The organism is Paenibacillus yonginensis (assembly GCF_001685395.1).
Taxonomy (GTDB): domain Bacteria; phylum Bacillota; class Bacilli; order Paenibacillales; family Paenibacillaceae; genus Fontibacillus; species Fontibacillus yonginensis.
The window spans coordinates 1,109,554-1,129,652 of the sequence record NZ_CP014167.1; the positions used below are offsets into that span (position 1 = coordinate 1,109,554).

At 51.8% G+C, this 20,099-nt stretch carries 15 protein-coding genes and 1 pseudogene; all 16 read left to right on the forward strand.

Annotated features, from left to right (window positions below; translation table 11 throughout):
- The first annotated feature begins 89 nt into the window (after positions 1 to 89).
- The 16 genes and pseudogenes from AWM70_RS05140 to pnp all read left to right on the forward strand — a co-directional run bounded on the left by AWM70_RS05140 (position 90) and on the right by pnp (position 20,090).
- Complete coding sequence (locus AWM70_RS05140; RefSeq protein ID WP_068694638.1) at positions 90 to 857, forward strand: undecaprenyl pyrophosphate synthase; 768 nt, start codon at positions 90 to 92, stop codon at positions 855 to 857.
- Positions 858 to 880: 23 nt separating this feature from the next.
- Positions 881 to 1,682, forward strand: a pseudogene (locus tag AWM70_RS05145) (phosphatidate cytidylyltransferase).
- A 37-nt stretch (positions 1,683 to 1,719) separates the two neighbouring features.
- Positions 1,720 to 2,865 carry a 1-deoxy-D-xylulose-5-phosphate reductoisomerase gene (locus tag AWM70_RS05150; protein WP_068694639.1) on the forward strand — a complete coding sequence of 382 codons (1,146 nt, stop codon included), beginning with the start codon at positions 1,720 to 1,722 and terminating at the stop codon, positions 2,863 to 2,865.
- Between the two features lie 209 nt (positions 2,866 to 3,074).
- The gene (gene rseP, locus AWM70_RS05155; RefSeq protein WP_068694640.1) at positions 3,075 to 4,349 is read left to right on the forward strand and encodes an RIP metalloprotease RseP; all 1,275 of its coding nucleotides are present in this window, start codon (positions 3,075 to 3,077) and stop codon (positions 4,347 to 4,349) included.
- A 260-nt stretch (positions 4,350 to 4,609) separates the two neighbouring features.
- A complete protein-coding gene (locus AWM70_RS05160) occupies positions 4,610 to 8,890 on the forward strand; it encodes a PolC-type DNA polymerase III (protein WP_068700384.1) in 4,281 nt (1,426 codons plus the stop codon).
- A gap of 204 nt (positions 8,891 to 9,094) precedes the next feature.
- The gene (gene rimP / locus AWM70_RS05165; RefSeq protein ID WP_068694641.1) at positions 9,095 to 9,556 is read left to right on the forward strand and encodes a ribosome maturation factor RimP; all 462 of its coding nucleotides are present in this window, start codon (positions 9,095 to 9,097) and stop codon (positions 9,554 to 9,556) included.
- Positions 9,557 to 9,605: 49 nt separating this feature from the next.
- Positions 9,606 to 10,703, forward strand: coding sequence for a transcription termination factor NusA (nusA, locus tag AWM70_RS05170; RefSeq protein ID WP_068694642.1), 1,098 nt, complete (start codon positions 9,606 to 9,608; stop codon positions 10,701 to 10,703).
- 26 nt (positions 10,704 to 10,729) lie between these two features.
- Complete coding sequence (gene rnpM, locus AWM70_RS05175; protein WP_068694643.1) at positions 10,730 to 11,041, forward strand: RNase P modulator RnpM; 312 nt, start codon at positions 10,730 to 10,732, stop codon at positions 11,039 to 11,041.
- Positions 11,031 to 11,360, forward strand: coding sequence for a L7Ae/L30e/S12e/Gadd45 family ribosomal protein (locus tag AWM70_RS05180; protein WP_068694644.1), 330 nt, complete (start codon positions 11,031 to 11,033; stop codon positions 11,358 to 11,360). Before rnpM ends, AWM70_RS05180 begins: the two co-directional genes overlap by 11 nt.
- Positions 11,353 to 13,977: a translation initiation factor IF-2 gene (gene infB, locus AWM70_RS05185; RefSeq protein WP_068694645.1), complete on the forward strand. Its 2,625-nt coding sequence runs from the start codon at positions 11,353 to 11,355 to the stop codon at positions 13,975 to 13,977. Before AWM70_RS05180 ends, infB begins: the two co-directional genes overlap by 8 nt.
- Positions 13,978 to 14,097: 120 nt before the next feature.
- On the forward strand, positions 14,098 to 14,448 hold the full coding sequence (rbfA, locus tag AWM70_RS05190; protein WP_068694646.1) for a 30S ribosome-binding factor RbfA: 351 nt from the start codon (positions 14,098 to 14,100) through the stop codon (positions 14,446 to 14,448).
- 19 nt (positions 14,449 to 14,467) lie between these two features.
- Positions 14,468 to 15,445: a DHH family phosphoesterase gene (locus AWM70_RS05195; protein WP_068694647.1), complete on the forward strand. Its 978-nt coding sequence runs from the start codon at positions 14,468 to 14,470 to the stop codon at positions 15,443 to 15,445.
- Positions 15,442 to 16,365: a tRNA pseudouridine(55) synthase TruB gene (gene truB, locus AWM70_RS05200; RefSeq protein WP_068694648.1), complete on the forward strand. Its 924-nt coding sequence runs from the start codon at positions 15,442 to 15,444 to the stop codon at positions 16,363 to 16,365. Before AWM70_RS05195 ends, truB begins: the two co-directional genes overlap by 4 nt.
- Positions 16,366 to 16,421: 56 nt before the next feature.
- Positions 16,422 to 17,366: a bifunctional riboflavin kinase/FAD synthetase gene (locus AWM70_RS05205; RefSeq protein ID WP_068694649.1), complete on the forward strand. Its 945-nt coding sequence runs from the start codon at positions 16,422 to 16,424 to the stop codon at positions 17,364 to 17,366.
- 183 nt (positions 17,367 to 17,549) lie between these two features.
- Complete coding sequence (gene rpsO / locus AWM70_RS05210; RefSeq protein WP_068694650.1) at positions 17,550 to 17,819, forward strand: 30S ribosomal protein S15; 270 nt, start codon at positions 17,550 to 17,552, stop codon at positions 17,817 to 17,819.
- 168 nt (positions 17,820 to 17,987) lie between these two features.
- The gene (gene pnp / locus AWM70_RS05215) at positions 17,988 to 20,090 is read left to right on the forward strand and encodes a polyribonucleotide nucleotidyltransferase (RefSeq protein WP_068694651.1); all 2,103 of its coding nucleotides are present in this window, start codon (positions 17,988 to 17,990) and stop codon (positions 20,088 to 20,090) included.
- Positions 20,091 to 20,099: the final 9 nt, after the last annotated feature.

A 20,099-nucleotide genomic window follows, 5' to 3' on the forward strand; every position in this document is an offset into this window, starting at 1 on the left:
CCGCAAGAGTGCTAGAATGGCAGAAGAACGCTGCGGCTCAACAGGCGTAAGCGCCTGCCGTACTACTTGTCACCTTATGGAGGATTACAATGAAGAAATTATTTCGGCCAAGGTGGAAGCAAGATCAACAGGACACGCCTGTAATCCTGGACCCAGCCAACATTCCGGCGCATGTTGCCATTATCATGGACGGCAACGGCCGCTGGGCGAACCGGCGAGGAATGCCAAGAATTGTTGGACACCAGACAGGTATGAAGGCCGTGAAAAGAACCACAATTGCTGCCGATGAGCTGGGCATCAAATATTTGACCCTGTACGCTTTCTCGACAGAGAACTGGAAACGACCGAAAGATGAAGTGGACTTTCTGATGAAGCTTCCGCAGGAATTTCTGGCTCTTGAGCTGGATGAGCTGGTCGAGAAGAACGTGCAGGTCAAAATGATGGGCCATACAGACGGCCTTCCCAAATACACCATTGATGCGATGGAAGAAGCGGTCAGCCGGACCCGGGATAATACGGGGCTTGTTCTGAATTTTGCGCTGAATTACGGAAGCCGGAGAGAGATCGCGGAAAGCATCCGCAAAGCAGCGGAGGAAGTAGCGGAAGGCAAGCTGCTGCTGGAGGATTTGAACGAAGACTGGGTTTCATCCAGACTGCTGACGGCAGGCATGCCGGATCCGGATCTGCTGATCCGCACGGGCGGAGAAATTCGTCTCAGCAATTATATGCTCTGGCAGCTGGCTTACAGCGAATTATGGTTTACCGATGTCTATTGGCCTGAATTTGGCAAAGAGCATCTTGTTGCGGCGGTTGCTGAATACCAGCGGCGCACACGCCGGTACGGCGGTTTAACTTAAGCCTGGAGAAAGGAGGGACGGGATTGAAACAACGTTTGATCACAGGAATTATCGCAGGCGCCTTTTTTCTGGGATTATGTCTGGTTGGTGGAACACCTTTTAAATTGCTGATTCTGCTGATGGCACTTATCGGATATTATGAATTTGTCAAAATGACGGGAGAATCGCCTTGGAGTATTGCCTCATTTATCGGTTATATTGGGGTGGCCTTGTTTTTTCTGCCTTGGGGCAAGCTGCATCTGCCTCTGGATTGGGATTCGTCCGCTTTAATTTGGCTGCTGCTCCTGCTGTTTGTGTCAATCACGGTGTTCAGCAAAAACCGCTTTTCGATCAAGCAAGCCGCTTTGATGCTGTTAGGCGTCGTTTATGTCGGAGTTGGATTTTCCGCCATTTCCGGTATGCGCGGCTCTGAGGATGGACACGGCCTGTTTTGGACCTTTCTGCTCCTCTGCTCCATTTGGGCAAGCGATGCAGGGGCTTATTTCGTCGGAAAGGCTATTGGCAGAACAAAGCTGTGGCCGGCAATCAGTCCTAACAAAACCGTAGAAGGAGCTTTAGGCGGTGTTGTCATCGCGATTGTGGTGTCGGTTCTTTTTGCCATAAGCTCAGGCGGGCTGCTGGATTTTCCAAGAGCGGTTCTGATAGGGGCATGCGCGGCTGTGGTCGGACAGATTGGAGATCTTGTCCAATCCGCTTACAAACGAGTATACAGCATTAAAGATTCCGGAAATCTGCTGCCCGGACACGGGGGAATTCTGGATCGATGCGACAGCTGGATTATTGTTTTTTCCGTTTGTCCATTTCTTGACGCTGCTGCCCAGCTAGTACATATTCTCCAAACTAGGATATAGAGGTTATACAGATGAAAAAAATTGCAATTATTGGCTCAACCGGCTCCATTGGGACGCAAACGCTGGATGTGGCTGCGGCCCATCCTGATCAGTTTCAAGTCGAAGCGCTTGCGGGAGGCAGCAACATCCAACTTCTGCTGGAGCAGGTGCGGCAGTTCAGGCCGCGGATCGTTTCGGTTGGAACGGCTGGTCTGGCCGAGGAAATCAAACCCCATCTGCCGGCTGGAACCCGGCTTTATTGCGGGGGTGAAGGGTTGATCGAAGTTGCCGCCGGCTCCGATGCGGACATGGTCGTCACGGCGGTTGTGGGCAGCGTAGGACTGCGTTCCACCCTGGCGGCGATTGAAGCGGGCAAGCAGATTGGCCTGGCCAATAAAGAAACGCTGGTCACGGCTGGTCATTTGGTGATGGAACGGGCTGCGGCTAAAGGAGTGGCCATCCTGCCGGTCGACAGTGAGCATTCGGCCGTATTTCAGTGTCTGAACGGCGAGCGCAGAGCCGAAATTTCCAATATTACGCTGACGGCTTCCGGCGGCTCCTTCCGTGATTTAACCCGAGATCAGCTCAGCCACGTAACGGTGGAAGATGCTTTAAAGCATCCCAATTGGTCTATGGGCGCCAAGATTACTATTGATTCGGCGACTATGGTCAACAAAGGGCTGGAGGTCATCGAAGCCCACTGGCTGTTCGGCACGCCTTATGAACAAATCAAGGTGCTGCTGCATCCGGAGAGCATCGTTCATTCATATGTGGAGTTTGTGGATGGAAGCATCATGGCCCAGCTTGGCACCCCGGATATGCGGGTCCCTATCCAGTACGCCTTAACTTATCCGCAGCGGATGTCGGCACCGGGCAAAAGGTTATCCCTCGCTGAAGTTGGACAGCTGCATTTCCGTGAGATGGACTACGAACGTTTCCCATGTTTAAGACTAGCCTTTGAATGTGGTAAAATAGGGGGGACAGCTCCAACGGCTTACAACGCTGCCAATGAAATTGCGGTTGCCCGCTTTCTGAACAAAGAGATTTCCTTCCTGCAGATCGAGATGATCCTGGAACGTGTGCTTGAAGAGCACCAGGCGGCAGCGCACCCGGATTTGGACACCATTGAGGCGGTAGATGCGTGGGCCAGAAAGCAGGCTCGCCAATTGTCCTTCTAAACTTCTTTGGCGTTTCCCCGGCTTTAGCTGCCTGAGGCTGAAAGTTATTCTCTGAAAGTCATCGGCCGTTTGGACAGCCGGATGGGTATATCCGGGCTGTCACCATGATACACTTTTATAGACAAGGACGGTTTAGTGAGCTGACCTGGTTGCTGCAGAAAAATTACGCAGGTCGAACAGGAACGAGACCCGAAGGAGGATGCTTTCGATTGGAAATGCTGCAGATCATTATATTGACGGTGCTGATGTTTTTTCTCATCGTAACCGTTCATGAATGGGGACATTATTATTTCGCCAAACGCGCCGGGATTTTGGTGCGCGAGTTTGCGATCGGCTTCGGCCCAAAAATTTTTTCATACAAAAGAAACGAAACCCAGTTTACGCTGCGGCTGCTGCCTTTTGGCGGCTATGCCCGAATGGCGGGGGAAGATCCTGAATTGATTGAAATTGAGCCGGGTCAAACGGTAGCTGTCCGGCTGACCGGTAATGAAGTAACGAAAATCTACCTGGATCGTTTGGATACGCGGAAGAACGTCATTCGCGGCGAAGTATTGTCCGTCGATCTGGAAGAGAAGCTGAGCATCGAGCTTGATGTGGACGGCGAAAGTCAACGTTATCCGGTGCACAGACAAGCCATGCTTACAGTTAAAGGCAAAGATACGCAAATTGCGCCAAAAGACCGGCAGTATGGAAGCAAAACGGTGGGACAACGGGCCTTGGCGATATTCGCAGGTCCGGCGATGAACTTCATTTTGGCTTTCATTCTGTTTGCGCTCCACATTCAAATGGCAGGTATTCCTATGGACCCGACTCATCTGGAGATTGGTGAGGTATCCGAAGGAATGCCGGCCGCGGAGACCGGTTTGAAGAAAGGCGATATTATAGAAACCATCAATGGGGTAGCTGTTGGAACCGATGCGGAGAAGATGGTCGGCCTGATCAGCGCATCCCAGGATAAACAGATGACCTGGAAGATCCGCCGCGGCGATCAGGAGCTTGAGGTGAAAATAACCCCTCGCGCCATGGCGGGTCAGCAGGGCGGAAAGGTTGGCACAACGATCGTCAGCTATCAGCCTACCCGCAAGGCCGGTTTTGGCGAAACCTTCAGCACCGCCGGCGTTCAAATGGTAGATACGACGAAGATGATCTTCCAGGGCTTCCGCCAGCTGATCAATAAATTTTCGATGGATGATTTGGGAGGACCGGTGCGGACGGCTCAAGTAACTGGACAAATCGCCAAGCAGGGGATCGCCCAGCTGACACAGTGGGCGGGAATTCTAAGTTTGTATCTGGGGCTGTTTAACCTGTTCCCGATCCCGGCGCTTGATGGAAGCCGGCTTGTGTTCCTCGGTGTTGAGGCGCTGCGCGGCAAACCAATCGATCCGAACCGGGAAGGCATGGTCCACTTTATAGGGTTTGCGATGCTGTTCCTGTTGATGATTGCTGTAACTTACAATGATATATTAAGATTGATCAGCGGCTGATTCTAAGCTTTCGGGAGTCCGCGGCTGCGAAATAAAGCGCAGGGAAAAGCGGGATTGCAGCAGGAGAGTGCTGCGATCCCTGCCGCAAATCGGGCTTTCGGCAACAAACGGCCTTAAGGCAAGACACAAGGCGTGTGCCGGAAGCCTTTTTTAAATTACAGAATAGGTTGTTTGGTTTTATTGTTCAGGGGAGCTTGTGGCAATAAGGGGGAAGAGAAGTGAGCGGAGTGAACGACAAGAGAACACGACTGGAGCTGCTGATGAAGCAGGCCGATCTTTCAAGCGGCGTCATTGATCCTTATTTTCTGGATGGATTTATCGAGCAGGTTGAGGTCAGCCGGTCCAATAAAGAATGGAGAATCATAATTGCCAAAGAAACCTTGGTTCCGGCCCAGGTTTACCGGACCTTTTGCCTGCAAATCCGTGACCGGATGGAGCATATTGCCAAGATTACTTTCCAGTTCCGGTACGGTTCAAACCTGACGGCCAAAGAGGTAGTCGAGGAATATTGGAAGCTGTTTATTGAATGGGTGCAGCGTGAAATCCCTTCGGTAAACGGATGGATGGTTAGAGCCGTATTTGAAGTTGATGATGACCTTGTAACCGTGCAGCTCACGGATTCGATGTCGCTGGAGCTGGCGCGCAAGAAAGCCATTGACCGGGCCATTGTCGCTTTTTACGAAAGATATTTTGGATTGCCGCTGCGGGTGAAGCTGCAAACGGGTGAAAATAGCGCAGAAGCTTTCGAAGAATTCCAGCAGCGGGTGATGGAAGAGAACCGCGAAGCGATTCAGCAGCTGATGGAGAGCGTTGAGCAGGAGATTGCCCTGGAATCTGCGGAAGAAGACGGGGAAGAAGTCAAGCTGCAGATCGGATATGAGATCAAGGATCAGCCGGTTCCGCTGCAGAACATTCAGGATGAAGAGAAAAAAGCGACCATTCAAGGGACCATTTTTGGCCTGGACAGCAAAGAACTGCGCAATGGCAGCACGTTGTTTACCTTCTATTTGACCGATTTCACCGATTCCCTGCAGATGAAGATGTTTGCCAAAAACAAAGAGGATCTTAAAGTGATGGGCAAGCTTGCTAATGGCAAGTGGGTCAAAGCCCGCGGCCGCATCGAATATGACCGGTTCATGCAGGTGCCGGAGCTGGTTATGATCCCGTCTGATCTGCATGAGGTTGGTGCTCCTGCAGGACGTAAGGATCAGGCGGTCGAGAAGAGGGTTGAGTTCCATCTGCATACCACGATGAGTGCAATGGACGCGGTAACACCGATCGACCAATACGTCAAAATGGCGGCCAAATGGGGCCACAAAGCGATTGCCGTTACCGACCACGGCGGCGTGCAGAGCTTTCCGGATGCGGCGAAGGCCGCCAAGAAAAACGGGATTAAAATGATCTACGGCGTTGAAGCCAATGTAGTTAATGACGATGTTGCCGTCGTACTCAATCCAGAACCCCGCGAGCTTAAAACGGCGACTTATATCGTATTCGACATCGAAACCACCGGCTTGTCCGTTACGCAGAATAAAATCATTGAAGTAGCGGCGGTAAAAATGTTCGAGGGCAAGGAAATTGACCGGTATACGACTTTCGTGAACCCGCATGTCCGCATTCCTTACCATATTCAGCAGCTGACGAATATCAATGATGAGATGGTGCGGGATGCGCCGGATGCAGAGCCAGTGCTCAGAAAATTTGTCGAGTTTGCCGGAGACAGCATTCTGGTCGCGCATAACGCGCGGTTCGACGTCGGATTCATCAATGCCAAACTCAAGGAGCTTGGACTGAAGGAAATGGACAATCCGGTTCTGGATACGCTGGAGCTTGCGAGAATGCTGTTCCCTTCCATGAAGAACCACCGGCTCAATACGCTGGCCAACAAATATAAAGTTTCGTTGGAGAACCATCACCGCGCGATCGACGATACCCTTGCTTTGTGTGAGATTTTGAACAACCTGCTGTCGGACGCCGAGAAAATTCAGGGCCTTACGATGCTGGACCGTTTAAACGATTACGTCGGCAAGGACTTGTCCAATGTGCGGCCGTTCCACTGCGGGATCTACGCCTTAAACCAAGTCGGCAAAAAAAATCTGTTCAAGCTGGTTTCGCTTTCTCACACCGAACACTTTAACCGGGTGCCGACCATTCCGAGAACGCTGCTCCAGGAGCTGCGCGAAGGGCTGCTCGTCATTTCCGGCTGTGAGAAAGGAGAACTCTTCGAAACGGTGCTGAACAAGTCGGTTGAGGAAGCCGAGGCGGTAGCGGAGTTCTACGATGTGCTGGAGATTCAGCCGCTTACGATGTATATGCACCTGGTCGACAAGGGGCTGGTCGGCAGCGTGGAGGAGCTGGAGACGGCGATCCGCAAGGTTTGCGAGATCGGCGCCAAGCTGGGCAAACCGGTTATTGCCACCGGCAACGTGCATTATCTGGAGCCGCGCGACAAGCTGTTCCGCGACATTACGATCCACGGCATTACCGGCTTCAGCCCGCTGAAGGATATTCGCAAGCCGGATGCCCATTTCCGCACGACGGATGAAATGCTGGCCGAATTCAGCTTCCTGGGCGAAGAGAAAGCCATGGAGGTTGTCGTGACTAATACCTCGGAGCTGGCTGACCGCTTTGAGGAAATCCAGCTGTTCCCGGACAAGCTGTTTACGCCGATTATCGACGGGGCGGATGAGGAGATCCGCAATAAATGTTATGACACGGCAAGGTCCATTTACGGCGAGGATCTGCCGGAGGTCGTGGTAGCCCGGCTGGAGAAAGAGCTGGAGCCGATTATTAAATACGGTTTCTCGGCCAACTATCTGATCTCCGAACGTCTCGTTAAGAAATCCAACCAAGACGGCTATCTGGTTGGTTCCCGGGGTTCCGTCGGCTCGTCCGTCGTAGCTACTTTCCTGGGAATTTCGGAAGTTAATCCGCTGCCTGCCCATTACATTTGCCAGAATCCAGACTGCAGACACAGCGAGTGGTTCCTGGACGGCAGCGTACCCAGCGGATTCGACCTTCCAGACAAGGATTGCCCGAAATGCGGGAACAAGCTGAAAGGCGAAGGACAGGACATCCCGTTCGAAACGTTCCTGGGCTTTAAAGGCGACAAGGTTCCCGATATCGACTTGAACTTTTCTGGGGAATACCAGCCGCATGCGCATAATTATACGAAGGTGCTGTTCGGTGAAAAAAGCGTGTTCCGGGCCGGAACGATCGGTACGGTCGCCGAGAAGACCGCGTTTGGTTTCGCCAAGAAATACGAAGAGGAGCACGGCAAGAAGTGGCGCGGCGCCGAGCTGAACCGGCTTGCTGCCGGCTGTACGGGCGTTAAACGCAGTACCGGCCAGCATCCCGGCGGGATCGTGGTAGTCCCGGATTACATGGAAGTTGACGATATTACGCCGGTGCAGTATCCGGCCGATGATACAAGCTCGGAATGGAAAACGACCCACTTTGATTACCACGCTTTCGACGCCAACCTGCTCAAACTTGATATTCTGGGACACGATGATCCGACCATGATGCGGATGCTTCAGGATTTGACGGGTGTCGACCCGACAACGATTCCCATGAATGATCCGAAGGTTATGAGCATGTTCAACTCAACGGAAGCGCTTGGCGTTCGGCCGGATCAGATCCGCACGCCGGTAGCGACCTACGGCATTCCGGAGATGGGCACCAAATTTGTGCGTCAGATGCTGATCGAATCGCAGCCGTCCTCTTTTGCCGACTTGCTGCAGATTTCAGGATTGTCGCACGGGACGGGCGTTTGGCTCGGCAACGCCCAGGAATTGATCAAGAACGGGACTTGCAACATCAAAACCGTAATCGGCTGTCGTGACGATATTATGCTGTTCCTGATTTATAAAGCAGGCATGGATGCCAGCCTGGCCTTTAAAATTACGGAAAGCGTACGTAAAGGCAAAGGCCTGACACCGGAGTGGATTGAAGAAATGAAGCGCTGCAAGGTGCCGAACTGGTACATTGATTCCTGCCTCAAGATTCAGTACATGTTCCCGAAAGCCCACGCCGCAGCTTATGTTATCTCTGCTGTGCGTACAGCATATTTCAAGCTTTATCATCCAATTGAATATTATGCGACCTACTTCTCGGTCCGCGGTGAAGATTTTGATATTGAGCTATTCTGCCAAGGTTATGAAGCGATCAACCGGAAAATCGACGAAATCGAGCAAAAGGGCTTCCAGGCGCTGCCTAAGGAAAAAAGCATGCTGCCGATTTTGGAAATGGCGCTGGAAATGACGGCCCGGGGCTTCAGCTTCAAGAGCATTGATCTGTACCGTTCTGACGCTACAAAGTTTATCGTAGACGGGGATTCATTAATTCCTCCGTTTTCCGCACTGGCGGGAATCGGGGAGAACGCCGCCAAAAATATCGCGGCCGCCAAAGAGCAAGGCGAATTTTTGTCCATTGAGGATTTCCAGCAGAAATCCAAAGCGAGTAAAACGATTATTGAGCTGCTCGGACAGCTGGGCTGCTTCCGCGGCCTGCCGGAAAGCAATCAGCTTTCCTTGTTTTAACAATCTGCTGTAGTCCGGCAGAGCGCGAAACGGGCGTGGCATAAGGCTTTGCGGCTTTCCGGCCTGGCTCATTCACTTGTCACTATTTACGGAATATGTTATAATTCCATTGTCAATCATGAAGATAGAACCGTTGTTTAAAGAGTGGGGAAACCCACTCTTTAATCTTTGGTATAGATGAATGAGGGTATGGAGGTTGAAAGCTTGAGCACACCGAAGATCAAAGCGGCTGTGGAAGAAATGATTTTGCCCTATTTGGAGGATAACGGATTCGAGCTGGTCGATGTCGAGTACGTGAAGGAAGGCAGCAACTGGTTTCTTCGCGTCTTTGTTGACAAGGAAGGCGGCATTGATATCGATGACTGCGGTCGAATCAGCGAGGTTCTGAGCGAGAAGCTGGACAAGAACGACCCGATTCCTTCGGCTTATTTCCTGGAGGTTTCCTCTCCCGGCGCGGAGCGTCCGTTGAAGAAAGCGGAGGATGTCAAGAAGGCCGTCGGCAAAGACGTGTTTGTGACTACATACGAACCCGTGAACGGCCAGAAGGAATTCGAGGGACGCCTTCTTTCGTTTGAGCAGGAGGAGCTGCTGATTCAAGTCGGCAAGAAGGAGTACAGCATCCCATACGGCAAAGTCGCCAGTGCACGACTGGCTATTATTTTTTAAGGCGATCAGGTTAAACGGGGTATATTTTGAAAGGGGGAGCTTGAGGCAAATGAGTATGGATTTTATTGAAGCCTTAAATGAGTTGGAAAGAGAGAAAGGGATCAGCAAGGACATTCTGTTCGAAGCGATTGAAGCCGCGTTGATTTCTAGTTATAAGCGTAATTTCAATACGGCTCAGAATGTTCGTGTTGATATGAACCGCAACACCGGCGGTATCAAAGTGTTTGCACGCAAGCTGGTCGTTGAAGAAGTGCTGGATCCCCGCACGGAGATTTCGCTGCCGGCTGCGCGTGAAATCCATCCCGGATTTCAAATTGATGATGTAGCTGAAATTGAGGTTACCCCTCGCGATTTCGGACGTATCGCCGCGCAAACCGCCAAGCAGGTCGTGACCCAGCGTATCCGTGAAGCGGAACGCGGGCTGATTTATAACGCCTTCGTGGACAAAGAGGAAGATATCGTAACCGGTATCGTCCAGCGCCAGGATCTTCGCAATATTTACGTGGATCTCGGCAAAGTGGAAGCGCATCTTCCGCTCAACGAACTGATGCCGAATGAGAAATTCAAACACAACGACCGCATCAAAGCTTACATTACAAAAGTTGAGAATACGACAAAAGGTCCTCAAATCCTGTTATCCCGCAGTCATCCGGGCCTGCTAAAACGTTTGTTCGAGCTGGAGGTTCCGGAAATTTACGACGGTGTTGTGGAGATTAAATCGGTTGCACGCGAGGCGGGGTTCCGTTCCAAAATCGCCGTTTATTCCCGCAATGCTGAGGTTGATCCGGTGGGCTCGTGTGTAGGTCCCAAAGGCCAGCGCGTGCAAACGATCGTCAATGAGCTGCGCGGCGAGAAGATTGATATCGTGCGCTACTCCGATAATGTGGAGGAATATGTAGCAAATGCGCTCAGCCCGTCCAAGGTGCTGGAGGTACAGGTTTTTGAAGCCGAGAAGATGGCCCGCGTAATCGTGCCTGATTATCAGCTTTCCCTGGCCATCGGCATCAAAGGCCAGAACGCGCGCCTGGCTGCCAAGTTAACCGGCTGGAAGATTGATATCAAAAGTGAAACCCAGGCGGAAGAAGAATTTGGCAGACCGATTTCGGATGGCGAAGAAATGCCGCAGGATTCCGTCTCAGTTGATTAAGTTTGAGTAGGACGGGGGGCTAGGTCATGAAGACAAGAAAAGTGCCGCTGCGCAAATGTGTGGCATGCCAGCAGATGATGCCTAAGAAAGAGCTGATTCGGGTAGTCAAGACTCCTGAAGGCGAGATTATGATCGACCTCACCGGCAAGAAGTCAGGACGCGGAGCTTATTTGTGCGGAAGTGTAGCTTGCTTCAAGCTGGCGCACAAGAACCGTTCGCTCGACCGTGCACTGAAATCGCCGGTGCATTCGGACATTTATGAGCAGCTTGCTAAAGATTTCGTCGCCGTGGAAGAAGAGTTTATCAACTCCCGGAACGGGAGCGAAGATGATGAGTAGCAAAGCTTTGTCGCAGCTTGGGCTGGCTATGCGCGCCGGCAAAGTGATCACCGGGGATGAGATCGTGACTAAATCCATCCGCTCATCGGAAGCCAAGCTGGTCATTGTGGCTGGCGATGCTTCACTCAATACACGTAAGAAATTCCGCGACAAATGCGGAACTTATCAAGTTCCTTTGCTGATTGGATTTGATCGGGAAAGCCTTGGAGCCAGTGTGGGCAAGCCGGAAAGGGTGGTGCTCGCGCTGACGGATCAAGGATTCGCAAACCTATTGCGTAAAACCGTGAGTATGACGTCGGAGGTGGAGTATATTGAGTAAACAAGAGAACAAAGATAAACTGAGAGTGTACGAATATGCCAAGTCGCTAAATATGAGCAGTAAGGAAATTATCACCATTCTTAAACGCCTGGACATTCCTGTGAACAACCACATGAGTGTTATGGAGAATGACGCGGTCTCCAAGGTGGAACAATTTTTTAAAGATATTAAAAACAATGCAGCAGCCAAACGCGATAGTGCTGCCGCTTCGGGCGGAGGACAGGCGAAAGCGGCTTCTGTTTCTTCCTCGGGGAACGGAAGAACCCCGGAATCGAAGTCTCAAACGCAGGCAGGTCAAGACAATTCCGCTATAAGAAGCACCAGCAACAACAAAAATCAATCAGAAAAGCAGGTAAGCATGAATAACAATAAAACGACGAACCAAACGAAGAGCGCCGGAGTGGCGACACAAACCAGAAGCAATCAATCCAACGGCAGCAGTCAGAATAACAGCGGAAGTCGACCATCTTCCCAAGGGGGAGATCGTCAAGGTTCTGGACGTCCGCAAGGCCAGAACAACCGTCCCAACCCAAGCGGCGGTCCAAAACGTGGACCGCAGAACAGCGGCAGCCGTCCATCCCAGGGCGGAGGCCAAGGAGGAAATCGTCCGGCCCAAGGAGGCGGACAGGGCGGTGCGAACCGACCTCAGTCTTCAGCGAACCGCAGCGGCGGCGACTCAGGTCGTCCGGGCTCTACGCAGGACAGAGCAAGACGCGATGGCGGCGGCAACAACCGCGGCGGACAGAAACGTTTTGAAGATGGCAACAGAGGTGGTTTCCGCGGCGGCAACAATAATCGCGGTGGCAGAGGGGGCCGCGGCGGCAAAGGCGGTCAACAGCAGGAACGCCGGGAGAAAATTGACAATACGCCTAAGAAAATTATTGTCCGCGGCGAAATGACCGTCGGTGAAACAGCCAAACTGCTCCATAAAGATGCTTCTGAAGTGATTAAGAAGCTGATCTCTTTGGGAGTTATGGCGACGATCAACCAAGAGCTGGATATGGATACGATCCTGCTGCTTGCCGGTGATTTCGGTGTGGAAGTTGAAGTGAAGATACCGGTTGAAGATGACCGCTTTGAAACCTTGGAGGAAAATGACGATCCGGCCGATCTGGAAGTCCGTCCGCCGGTCGTTACGATCATGGGCCACGTTGACCATGGTAAAACGACATTGCTTGATACGATCCGCTCAACCAGCGTAACTGCTGGCGAAGCCGGCGGTATCACCCAGCATATCGGCGCTTACCAGGTTGAAATTAATCATAAGAAAATCACGTTCCTCGATACGCCGGGCCACGAAGCCTTTACAGCTATGCGTGCGCGCGGCGCTCAGGTAACAGATATGACGATAATTGTGGTAGCAGCCGATGACGGCGTTATGCCGCAGACGGTAGAGGCCATCAACCATGCCAAAGCGGCTGGCCTGCCGATCATTGTAGCGGTCAACAAAATCGACAAACCGGGTGCCAATCCGGACAAAGTCAAACAAGAGCTTACGGAATATGAACTGGTTCCGGAAGAATGGGGCGGGGATACGATCTTCGTTAACGTTTCAGCGAAACAGAAGCTCGGCATCGAAGAACTGCTCGAAATGATTCTGCTGGTCGCTGAAGTGAATGAATATAAAGCCAACCCGAATAAACGGGCCAGAGGTACGGTTATTGAAGCCGAGCTCGATAAAGGCCGCGGTCCTGTTGCCCGCGTACTCGTACAGCACGGTACGCTGAAGATCGGCGACGCGTTTGTAGCCGGCAACTGCTTCGGCCGCGTGCGTGCCATGGTGAACGACAAAGGCCGCCGCTTGAAGGAAGCAGGTCCTTCCACACCGGTAGAGATCACCGGGTTGACCGAGGTTCCAGGCGCGGGCGATCCGTTTATGGTGTTCGAGGACGAGCGCAAAGCCCGTTCCATCGCCGATAAACGTTCGATCACCCATCGTCAGTCCGAGCTTAACAGCAACACGCGTGTTACGCTGGATGATCTGTTTAATGCGATCAAAGAAGGCGAAATCAAAGACCTCAACGTGATTATCAAAGGTGACGTTCAAGGCTCCGTAGAAGCTTTGAAGAGCTCGCTGGCGAAGATCGAGGTTGAAGGCGTACGCGTTAAGATCATTCACAGCGGCGCTGGCGCTATCACCGAATCCGATATCATCCTGGCGGCGGCTTCGAATGCCATCGTAATCGGCTTTAACGTTCGTCCTGAAGCCCAGGCGAAATTGACAGCCGAGCAGGAGAAAGTAGACATCCGCTTGCATCGCGTTATCTATAACGTGATCGAAGAGATCGAACAGGCGATGAAAGGGATGCTTGATCCGGTCTTCAAGGAATCGGTTATCGGCCATGCCGAAGTGCGGAATACCTTTAAGATCAGTAAAGTCGGCACGATTGCCGGTTGTATGGTTACCTCCGGTAAAATTTCCCGCTCTGCTGAAGCGCGCCTGATCCGTGACGGCATCGTCATCTTTGAAGGCAAAATCGATTCCCTGAAACGCTTCAAAGACGACGCTAAAGAGGTTGCACAAGGCTACGAGTGCGGCATTACGCTTGACGGCTACAATGACCTTAAAGAGGGCGACACAATCGAAGCGTTCATTATGGAAGAGGTTAAACATTAATCTCAGCTATGTTCTTAGGAACGCCTGGACATGATAATTGAAAATGCGGTCTGACCGCTTTGATGAGCACCGGCTGGCAGTACGGCCGGTGCTTTCAAGATAGATAAAGAGGTGTTATTGATGGCAAATAATCGTCCTGGCCGAGTTGGCGAACAAATCAAAAAGGAACTCAGCCTGCTGATTCAAAATGAGCTGAAGGACCCGCGCATCGGTTTCGTAACCGTGACGGGCGTTGATGTGACCAACGATTTGTCCCAAGCCAAAGTTTATCTCAGCGTATTTGGCAGCGAGGAAGAGAAACAGGCTTCTCTGAAAGGTATTGAAAGAGCAAGCGGATTTCTGCGCAGTGAGCTCGGCAAATTAATCCGTTTGCGCCATACGCCGGAGCTGATCTTCAAATTCGACGAGTCCATCGAATACGGCAGTCATATTGAGAAGCTGCTCGGCGAGATTACGAAAGAAGATAAATAAGGAACTAAAGGAGAGGGCTATGCAGATTAGCGAACCGGAATTCCAGAGTGCTGTCGATTATATTAAGAAGCACGACGATTTTCTTATCGTATCGCATGTGCAGCCCGACGGAGACGCAGTCAGCTCTACCCTTGCGGTAGGCTGGCTTCTCTCATGTCTGGGCAAAAAATACGTTATGGTGAATGAAGGGCCTATCCCACGCCGCATGTCTTTCCTGTGGCATGCCGATCAAATTGTGGATCTGTCCGCCCTGCCTCTTTCGCGGACATATCAACATGTGATTTGCGTTGATTGCGCAGATTTCAAGAGAGTGGGCACAACCAAACAATATTTTGCGGAAGACGCCGTATTGCTGAATATTGACCACCATCCAACCAATGACGCCTATGGTGCGGTGAATGTCATCGTTCCGGGGGCAGCGGCTACGGCCGAAATTTTATTCGACCTTATAGCCCGCGTGGGAGTGGAATTGGATCAGGACGCTGCAACTGCAATCTACACCGGCATGTTGACCGATACTGGCGGATTCCGTTATTCGAATACTTCGCCGAAGGTGATGTCGATTGCTTCGAAGCTGCTGGAATACGGGATCGACGGCCCGTGGATTTCGGAGCACCTGCTGGAGCAGATGACTTATCCGCAGCTTCGAATTTTATCGATCGCTTTAAACAAATTGCAGCTTAGTGAAGACGGCAAATTGGCCTGGGTCAGCATTACAGATGCCGATATGCAGGCAGCCGGGGCGATCCATGAAGACCTTGAAGGCATCGTTAATTATCCGCGCAACATTACCGGCGTAGAGGTCGGCATGCTGTTTAAAGTCATTAACGACCAGGCTGTCAAGGTCAGCATGCGCTCGGCCGGCAAGGTTGACGTAGCTGCCGTGGCTCAAAGCTTCGGCGGGGGCGGGCATGTGCGCGCAGCTGGCGCCCGGCTTGAGGCTTCGCTGGAGGAAGCCGTTGCAGCAGTTGTAGAGCGGGTGAAGCAGGAGTTATGATGGAATACGAAGGTATTTTACCGGTTCTCAAGCCGGCTGGTTTCACCTCGCATGATGTAGTGGCCAAAACACGGGGCATTTTGAAAATGAAGCGGATCGGCCATACCGGAACGCTGGATCCTCAGGTTACCGGCGTACTGCCGCTTTGTCTGGGCAGGGCGACCCGGATGGTCGAATATTTACAGGAGCTGCCCAAAGAATATGAAGCTACTCTGGTGCTCGGTCTTGCAACGGATACGGAGGACATGACAGGAACCGTTACCCGGCAGCTTGACGAAGGTGTTCAAGTCAGCCTGGAGCAGGTTCAGCAGGCTTTGGGCTTATTCCGTGGAACCATCTCCCAGGTGCCTCCGATGTATTCGGCGCTGAAGCAGGACGGCAAACGGCTGTACGAGCTGGCCCGCGAAGGCAAAACGGTTGAACGCAAAGCGCGTGAGGTAACGATTCATGAGCTGGAGCTGACCGGGTTTAAGCCGGACCTTCCCTTTCCGGAGATTTCGATCCGCGTATTATGCTCAAAAGGAACCTACATCCGTACCTTGTGCGTGGATATCGGGGAGGCGCTTGGCATGCCGGCCGCCATGTCCGTGCTCAAAAGGACGATTTCGGCGGGGATTACGGATGAACGCTGCCTGACTTTTGAGGAGATTTCACGTTATGCAGCCGAAGGAACGCTGCAGCAGCATTTGATTCCGGTGGACGAGGCCGTAAGTCATTTGACGGCGGTGCAGGTTGCGGAAGAGAAAGTGAGAGCGGCGCTGCAGGGACAACGGTTGTCCCCATCGGTCGTTCAGCCGCTTCCGGAACGGGACGAGGTCATTCGGCTGTATGGTCCGGACCGGCGTTTTCTTGGCATCTATAAACGCGAAGCCGAATCGGGAGCGATTGCTCCGGTGAAGGTATTCGCCCAGAATCAATAGATAGAGTTTGTATGCCGGTTTGCCGGGACAATTTATTGGAATGCAGGTGAGAGGTTATGGAAACCGTAAATTTGTCTTATCCGTTAGCGGAGAAAGTGGTGGAACGTTTTGCGGTTCCGCAGGTGCTGGCCCTGGGCCAGTTCGACGGACTTCATTTGGGTCATATGAGCGTCATCAAGGCTGCGATTGCTTTAGCCAGGGAGGCTGGCATGCCTGCCGCGGTCATGACGTTTTATCCGCACCCCAAAGAAGTAATGAAAAAAGGGGATTACGACGGCTACTTGACCCCCCCGGCCGAGAAGGAGCGTCTACTCCGTGAGCTTGGCATCGATTATTTTTATGTCGTGGAATTTAATGAGACCTTCTCCAAGATAAGCCCGGAGCAATTTGTGGCCGGCATGCTGCTGCCGCTGCACATTCAAACGGCGGTGGTGGGTTTTGATTTTCATTTTGGACATAAAGGCGCAGGTGATGCGGATAAGCTCCGTGAGCTTGGCAAACCGCAGTTTAACGTACATACCGTGCCGCCTTTTTTAATAGAAGGGGAGAAGGTCAGCAGCTCCGGCATCCGCAAATGGCTGCATGAAGGACGGGTTGATCTTGCAGCGAACTGGTTCGGCCGTCCTTATGTTGTAAGGGGGAACGTCATCAACGGAGAGAAGAGAGGACGCACCATCGGCTTTCCGACAGCTAACGTTGAGCCTTCTGAACACTTTGTCCTGCCGGTGAAAGGCGTTTATGCGGTCAAGGCTCAGCTGAAGGGCGAGGATCGCTGGCTGCCGGGGGTTATGAACCTTGGAGTTAAACCTACCTTTCATGAAGGGGTGACCAAGCCATCGCTGGAGGTCCATCTCTTTGATTTCAGTCAGGATATTTACGGGCAGGAGCTCGCCATTGAACTGATCTCTTATATCCGGCCTGAACGGAAATTCTCCTCGATTGATGAATTGATTGCCCAGATCGGCCGCGATGCGGACACGGCTCGGGAATGGCTGTCATAGATAAAACTTCCATTCCCTGCAAGGAGAAACTTCCAATTCTTTAGGGTTACAAGTTTACTTTTATACTTGAAATGTGGTATACTTTTCGAAGTGTTCTTATGGAGCACATAACCTTAGCTTGGTTGTCCGTTCTCACCGGCGGCTACGAGGCTAACGGCGATTATAATGAAGGAGGTGAACAGGATGGCATTGACTCAAGAACGTAAAACTCAACTGATCGAAGCGCACAAAACTCACGAGTCCGATACAGGATCTCCAGAGGTGCAAATTGCTATCCTTACTGAGAACATCGTTAACTTGACTGACCACTTGCGTACACACAAGAAAGATCATCACTCCCGCCGTGGATTGCTGAAAATGGTCGGACAACGTCGTAAGCTTCTGGCTTACCTGAAAAACAAAGACGTTAAACGTTACAGTGCTTTGATCGAAAAACTCGGTCTGCGCCGCTAATTTTTAACCTTACTTTGGAAGCAGCCTGGTTGCCGCTGTTACCGCTCGTATGAAAGCGAACGGCGGCCTGCCTGGTTGCTTTTTAGCGTAGCCATGAATTACGCGATGTTTGCAGGAAATAATGGTATAGAACCGAATATAAAAGGTAACCTTTGAAGGAGGGATTTCATGGAGAAGCAAGTGAAAATGCAGCTTGGAGGAAGACCTCTTGTGCTGGAAACCGGCCGATTGGCCAAGCAGGCTAACGCGGCTGTCATGGTGCGCTACGGTGAAACGGCCGTGCTTTGTACGGTAACGGCGTCTTCGGAGCCGAAAGACCTCGACTTTTTCCCGCTTACGGTCAACTATGAAGAGAAGCTGTATGCGGTCGGCAAAATTCCAGGGGGCTTTATTAAACGCGAAGGACGTCCAAGCGAAAAAGCCATTCTGGCCAGCCGTTTGACAGACCGTCCGATTCGTCCGCTGTTTCCGGAAGGATTCCGCAATGACGTACAAATCGTGAATCTGGTCATGAGCGTGGATCAGGACTGTGAGCCTGAAATCGCCGCCATGATCGGTACTTCGGCAGCGCTGAGTATTTCCGATGTTCCATTTAACGGGCCGATCGGCGGCGTTGCGGTAGGACGCGTGAACGGCGAGTTTGTTATCAACCCGGACATCGCCCAGCAGGAAGCCAGCGACATGTATCTTGTGGTTGCAGGAACCAAAGATGCGATCATGATGGTAGAAGCGGAAGCCAATGAGGTTCCGGAAGAAGTGATGCTGGAAGCGATCATGTTTGGCCATGACGAAATCAAGAACATCGTAGCTGTCATCGAAGAGTTCGTACAGATTGCCGGCAAGGAGAAGATGGAAGTCAAACTCCATGCGGTGGATCCTGAAGTGAATCGTGCGGTTCGCGAATTTGCGGCGGAACGTTTGGTACAAGCGGTGAGAATCGCCGAGAAGCATGCCAGACAGGATGCGATCGACGCCATTAACGATGATGCCGTTACTTTCTTTGAGCAAGAGTACATAGAGACTCCAGAGCTCTTAAGCGATGTCAAAGAAGTGCTGCATGATATTGTCAAAGAAGAAGTGCGCCGTCTGATTACGCATGATAAAGTGCGTCCGGACGGTCGTAAGCTGAACGAAATCCGCCCGATTGAATGCGACATCAACCTGCTGCCGCGTACGCATGGCTCCGGCTTGTTCACACGTGGACAAACTCAGGCTCTCAGTATTTGTACGCTTGGCGCGCTTGGCGATGTACAGATTCTGGATGGTATCGATCTGGAAGAAACCAAACGGTTTATGCACCACTATAATTTCCCGCCGTTCAGCGTAGGCGAAGCTCGTCCGCTCCGCGCTCCTGGCCGCCGCGAAATCGGTCATGGCGCTTTGGGGGAACGTGCCCTTTCCAAGGTCATTCCTTCCGAAACGGAATTCCCTTACACGATTCGTCTGGTCTCCGAGGTACTCGAATCCAACGGTTCGACTTCCCAGGCTAGTATCTGCGCCAGTACGCTGGCCATGATGGATGCAGGCGTGCCGATTAAAGCTCCGGTAGCGGGTGTAGCAATGGGTCTGATCAAAGATAAAGACCATGTCTCCATCTTGACCGACATTCAAGGCATGGAAGACCATCTTGGCGACATGGACTTTAAAGTGGCCGGTACCAGAGAAGGCGTAACCGCCATTCAAATGGATATCAAAATCGACGGCATCGACCGCAAGATTTTGAATGAGGCGCTGGAGCAGGCAAGAGAAGGCCGGATGTTTATTTTGGATAAAATGACGGAAGTCATTTCCAAACCAAAAGAAAATCTGTCCCCTTATGCGCCTAAGATTATGGTTATGCAGATCAATCCGGACAAAATCCGCGATGTCATCGGCGCAGGCGGTAAAGTCATCAATAAAATCATTGAGGACACCGGCGTGAAGATTGATATCGAGCAGGATGGCCGTGTATTTATCGCTTCCTCCAACCCGGAAATGAACGATAAAGCCCGTGCGATCATCGAAGGTATCGTGAAGGAAGTAGTAGTCGGCGAAATTTATACCGGTACGGTTAAACGGATTGAGAAGTTTGGCGCGTTTGTGGAAATTTTGCCGGGTAAAGATGGTTTGGTGCACATTTCTCAATTGTCCACGGAACGTGTAGGCAAGGTAGAGGATGTGGTGGCCATCGGTGACGTAATCACAGTAAAAGTTACGGAAATCGATCAGCAGGGCCGGGTCAACCTTTCCCGCAAAGCTACCTTGACACCGGAAGCGGTTAAACAAGACTAAATTCAGCAC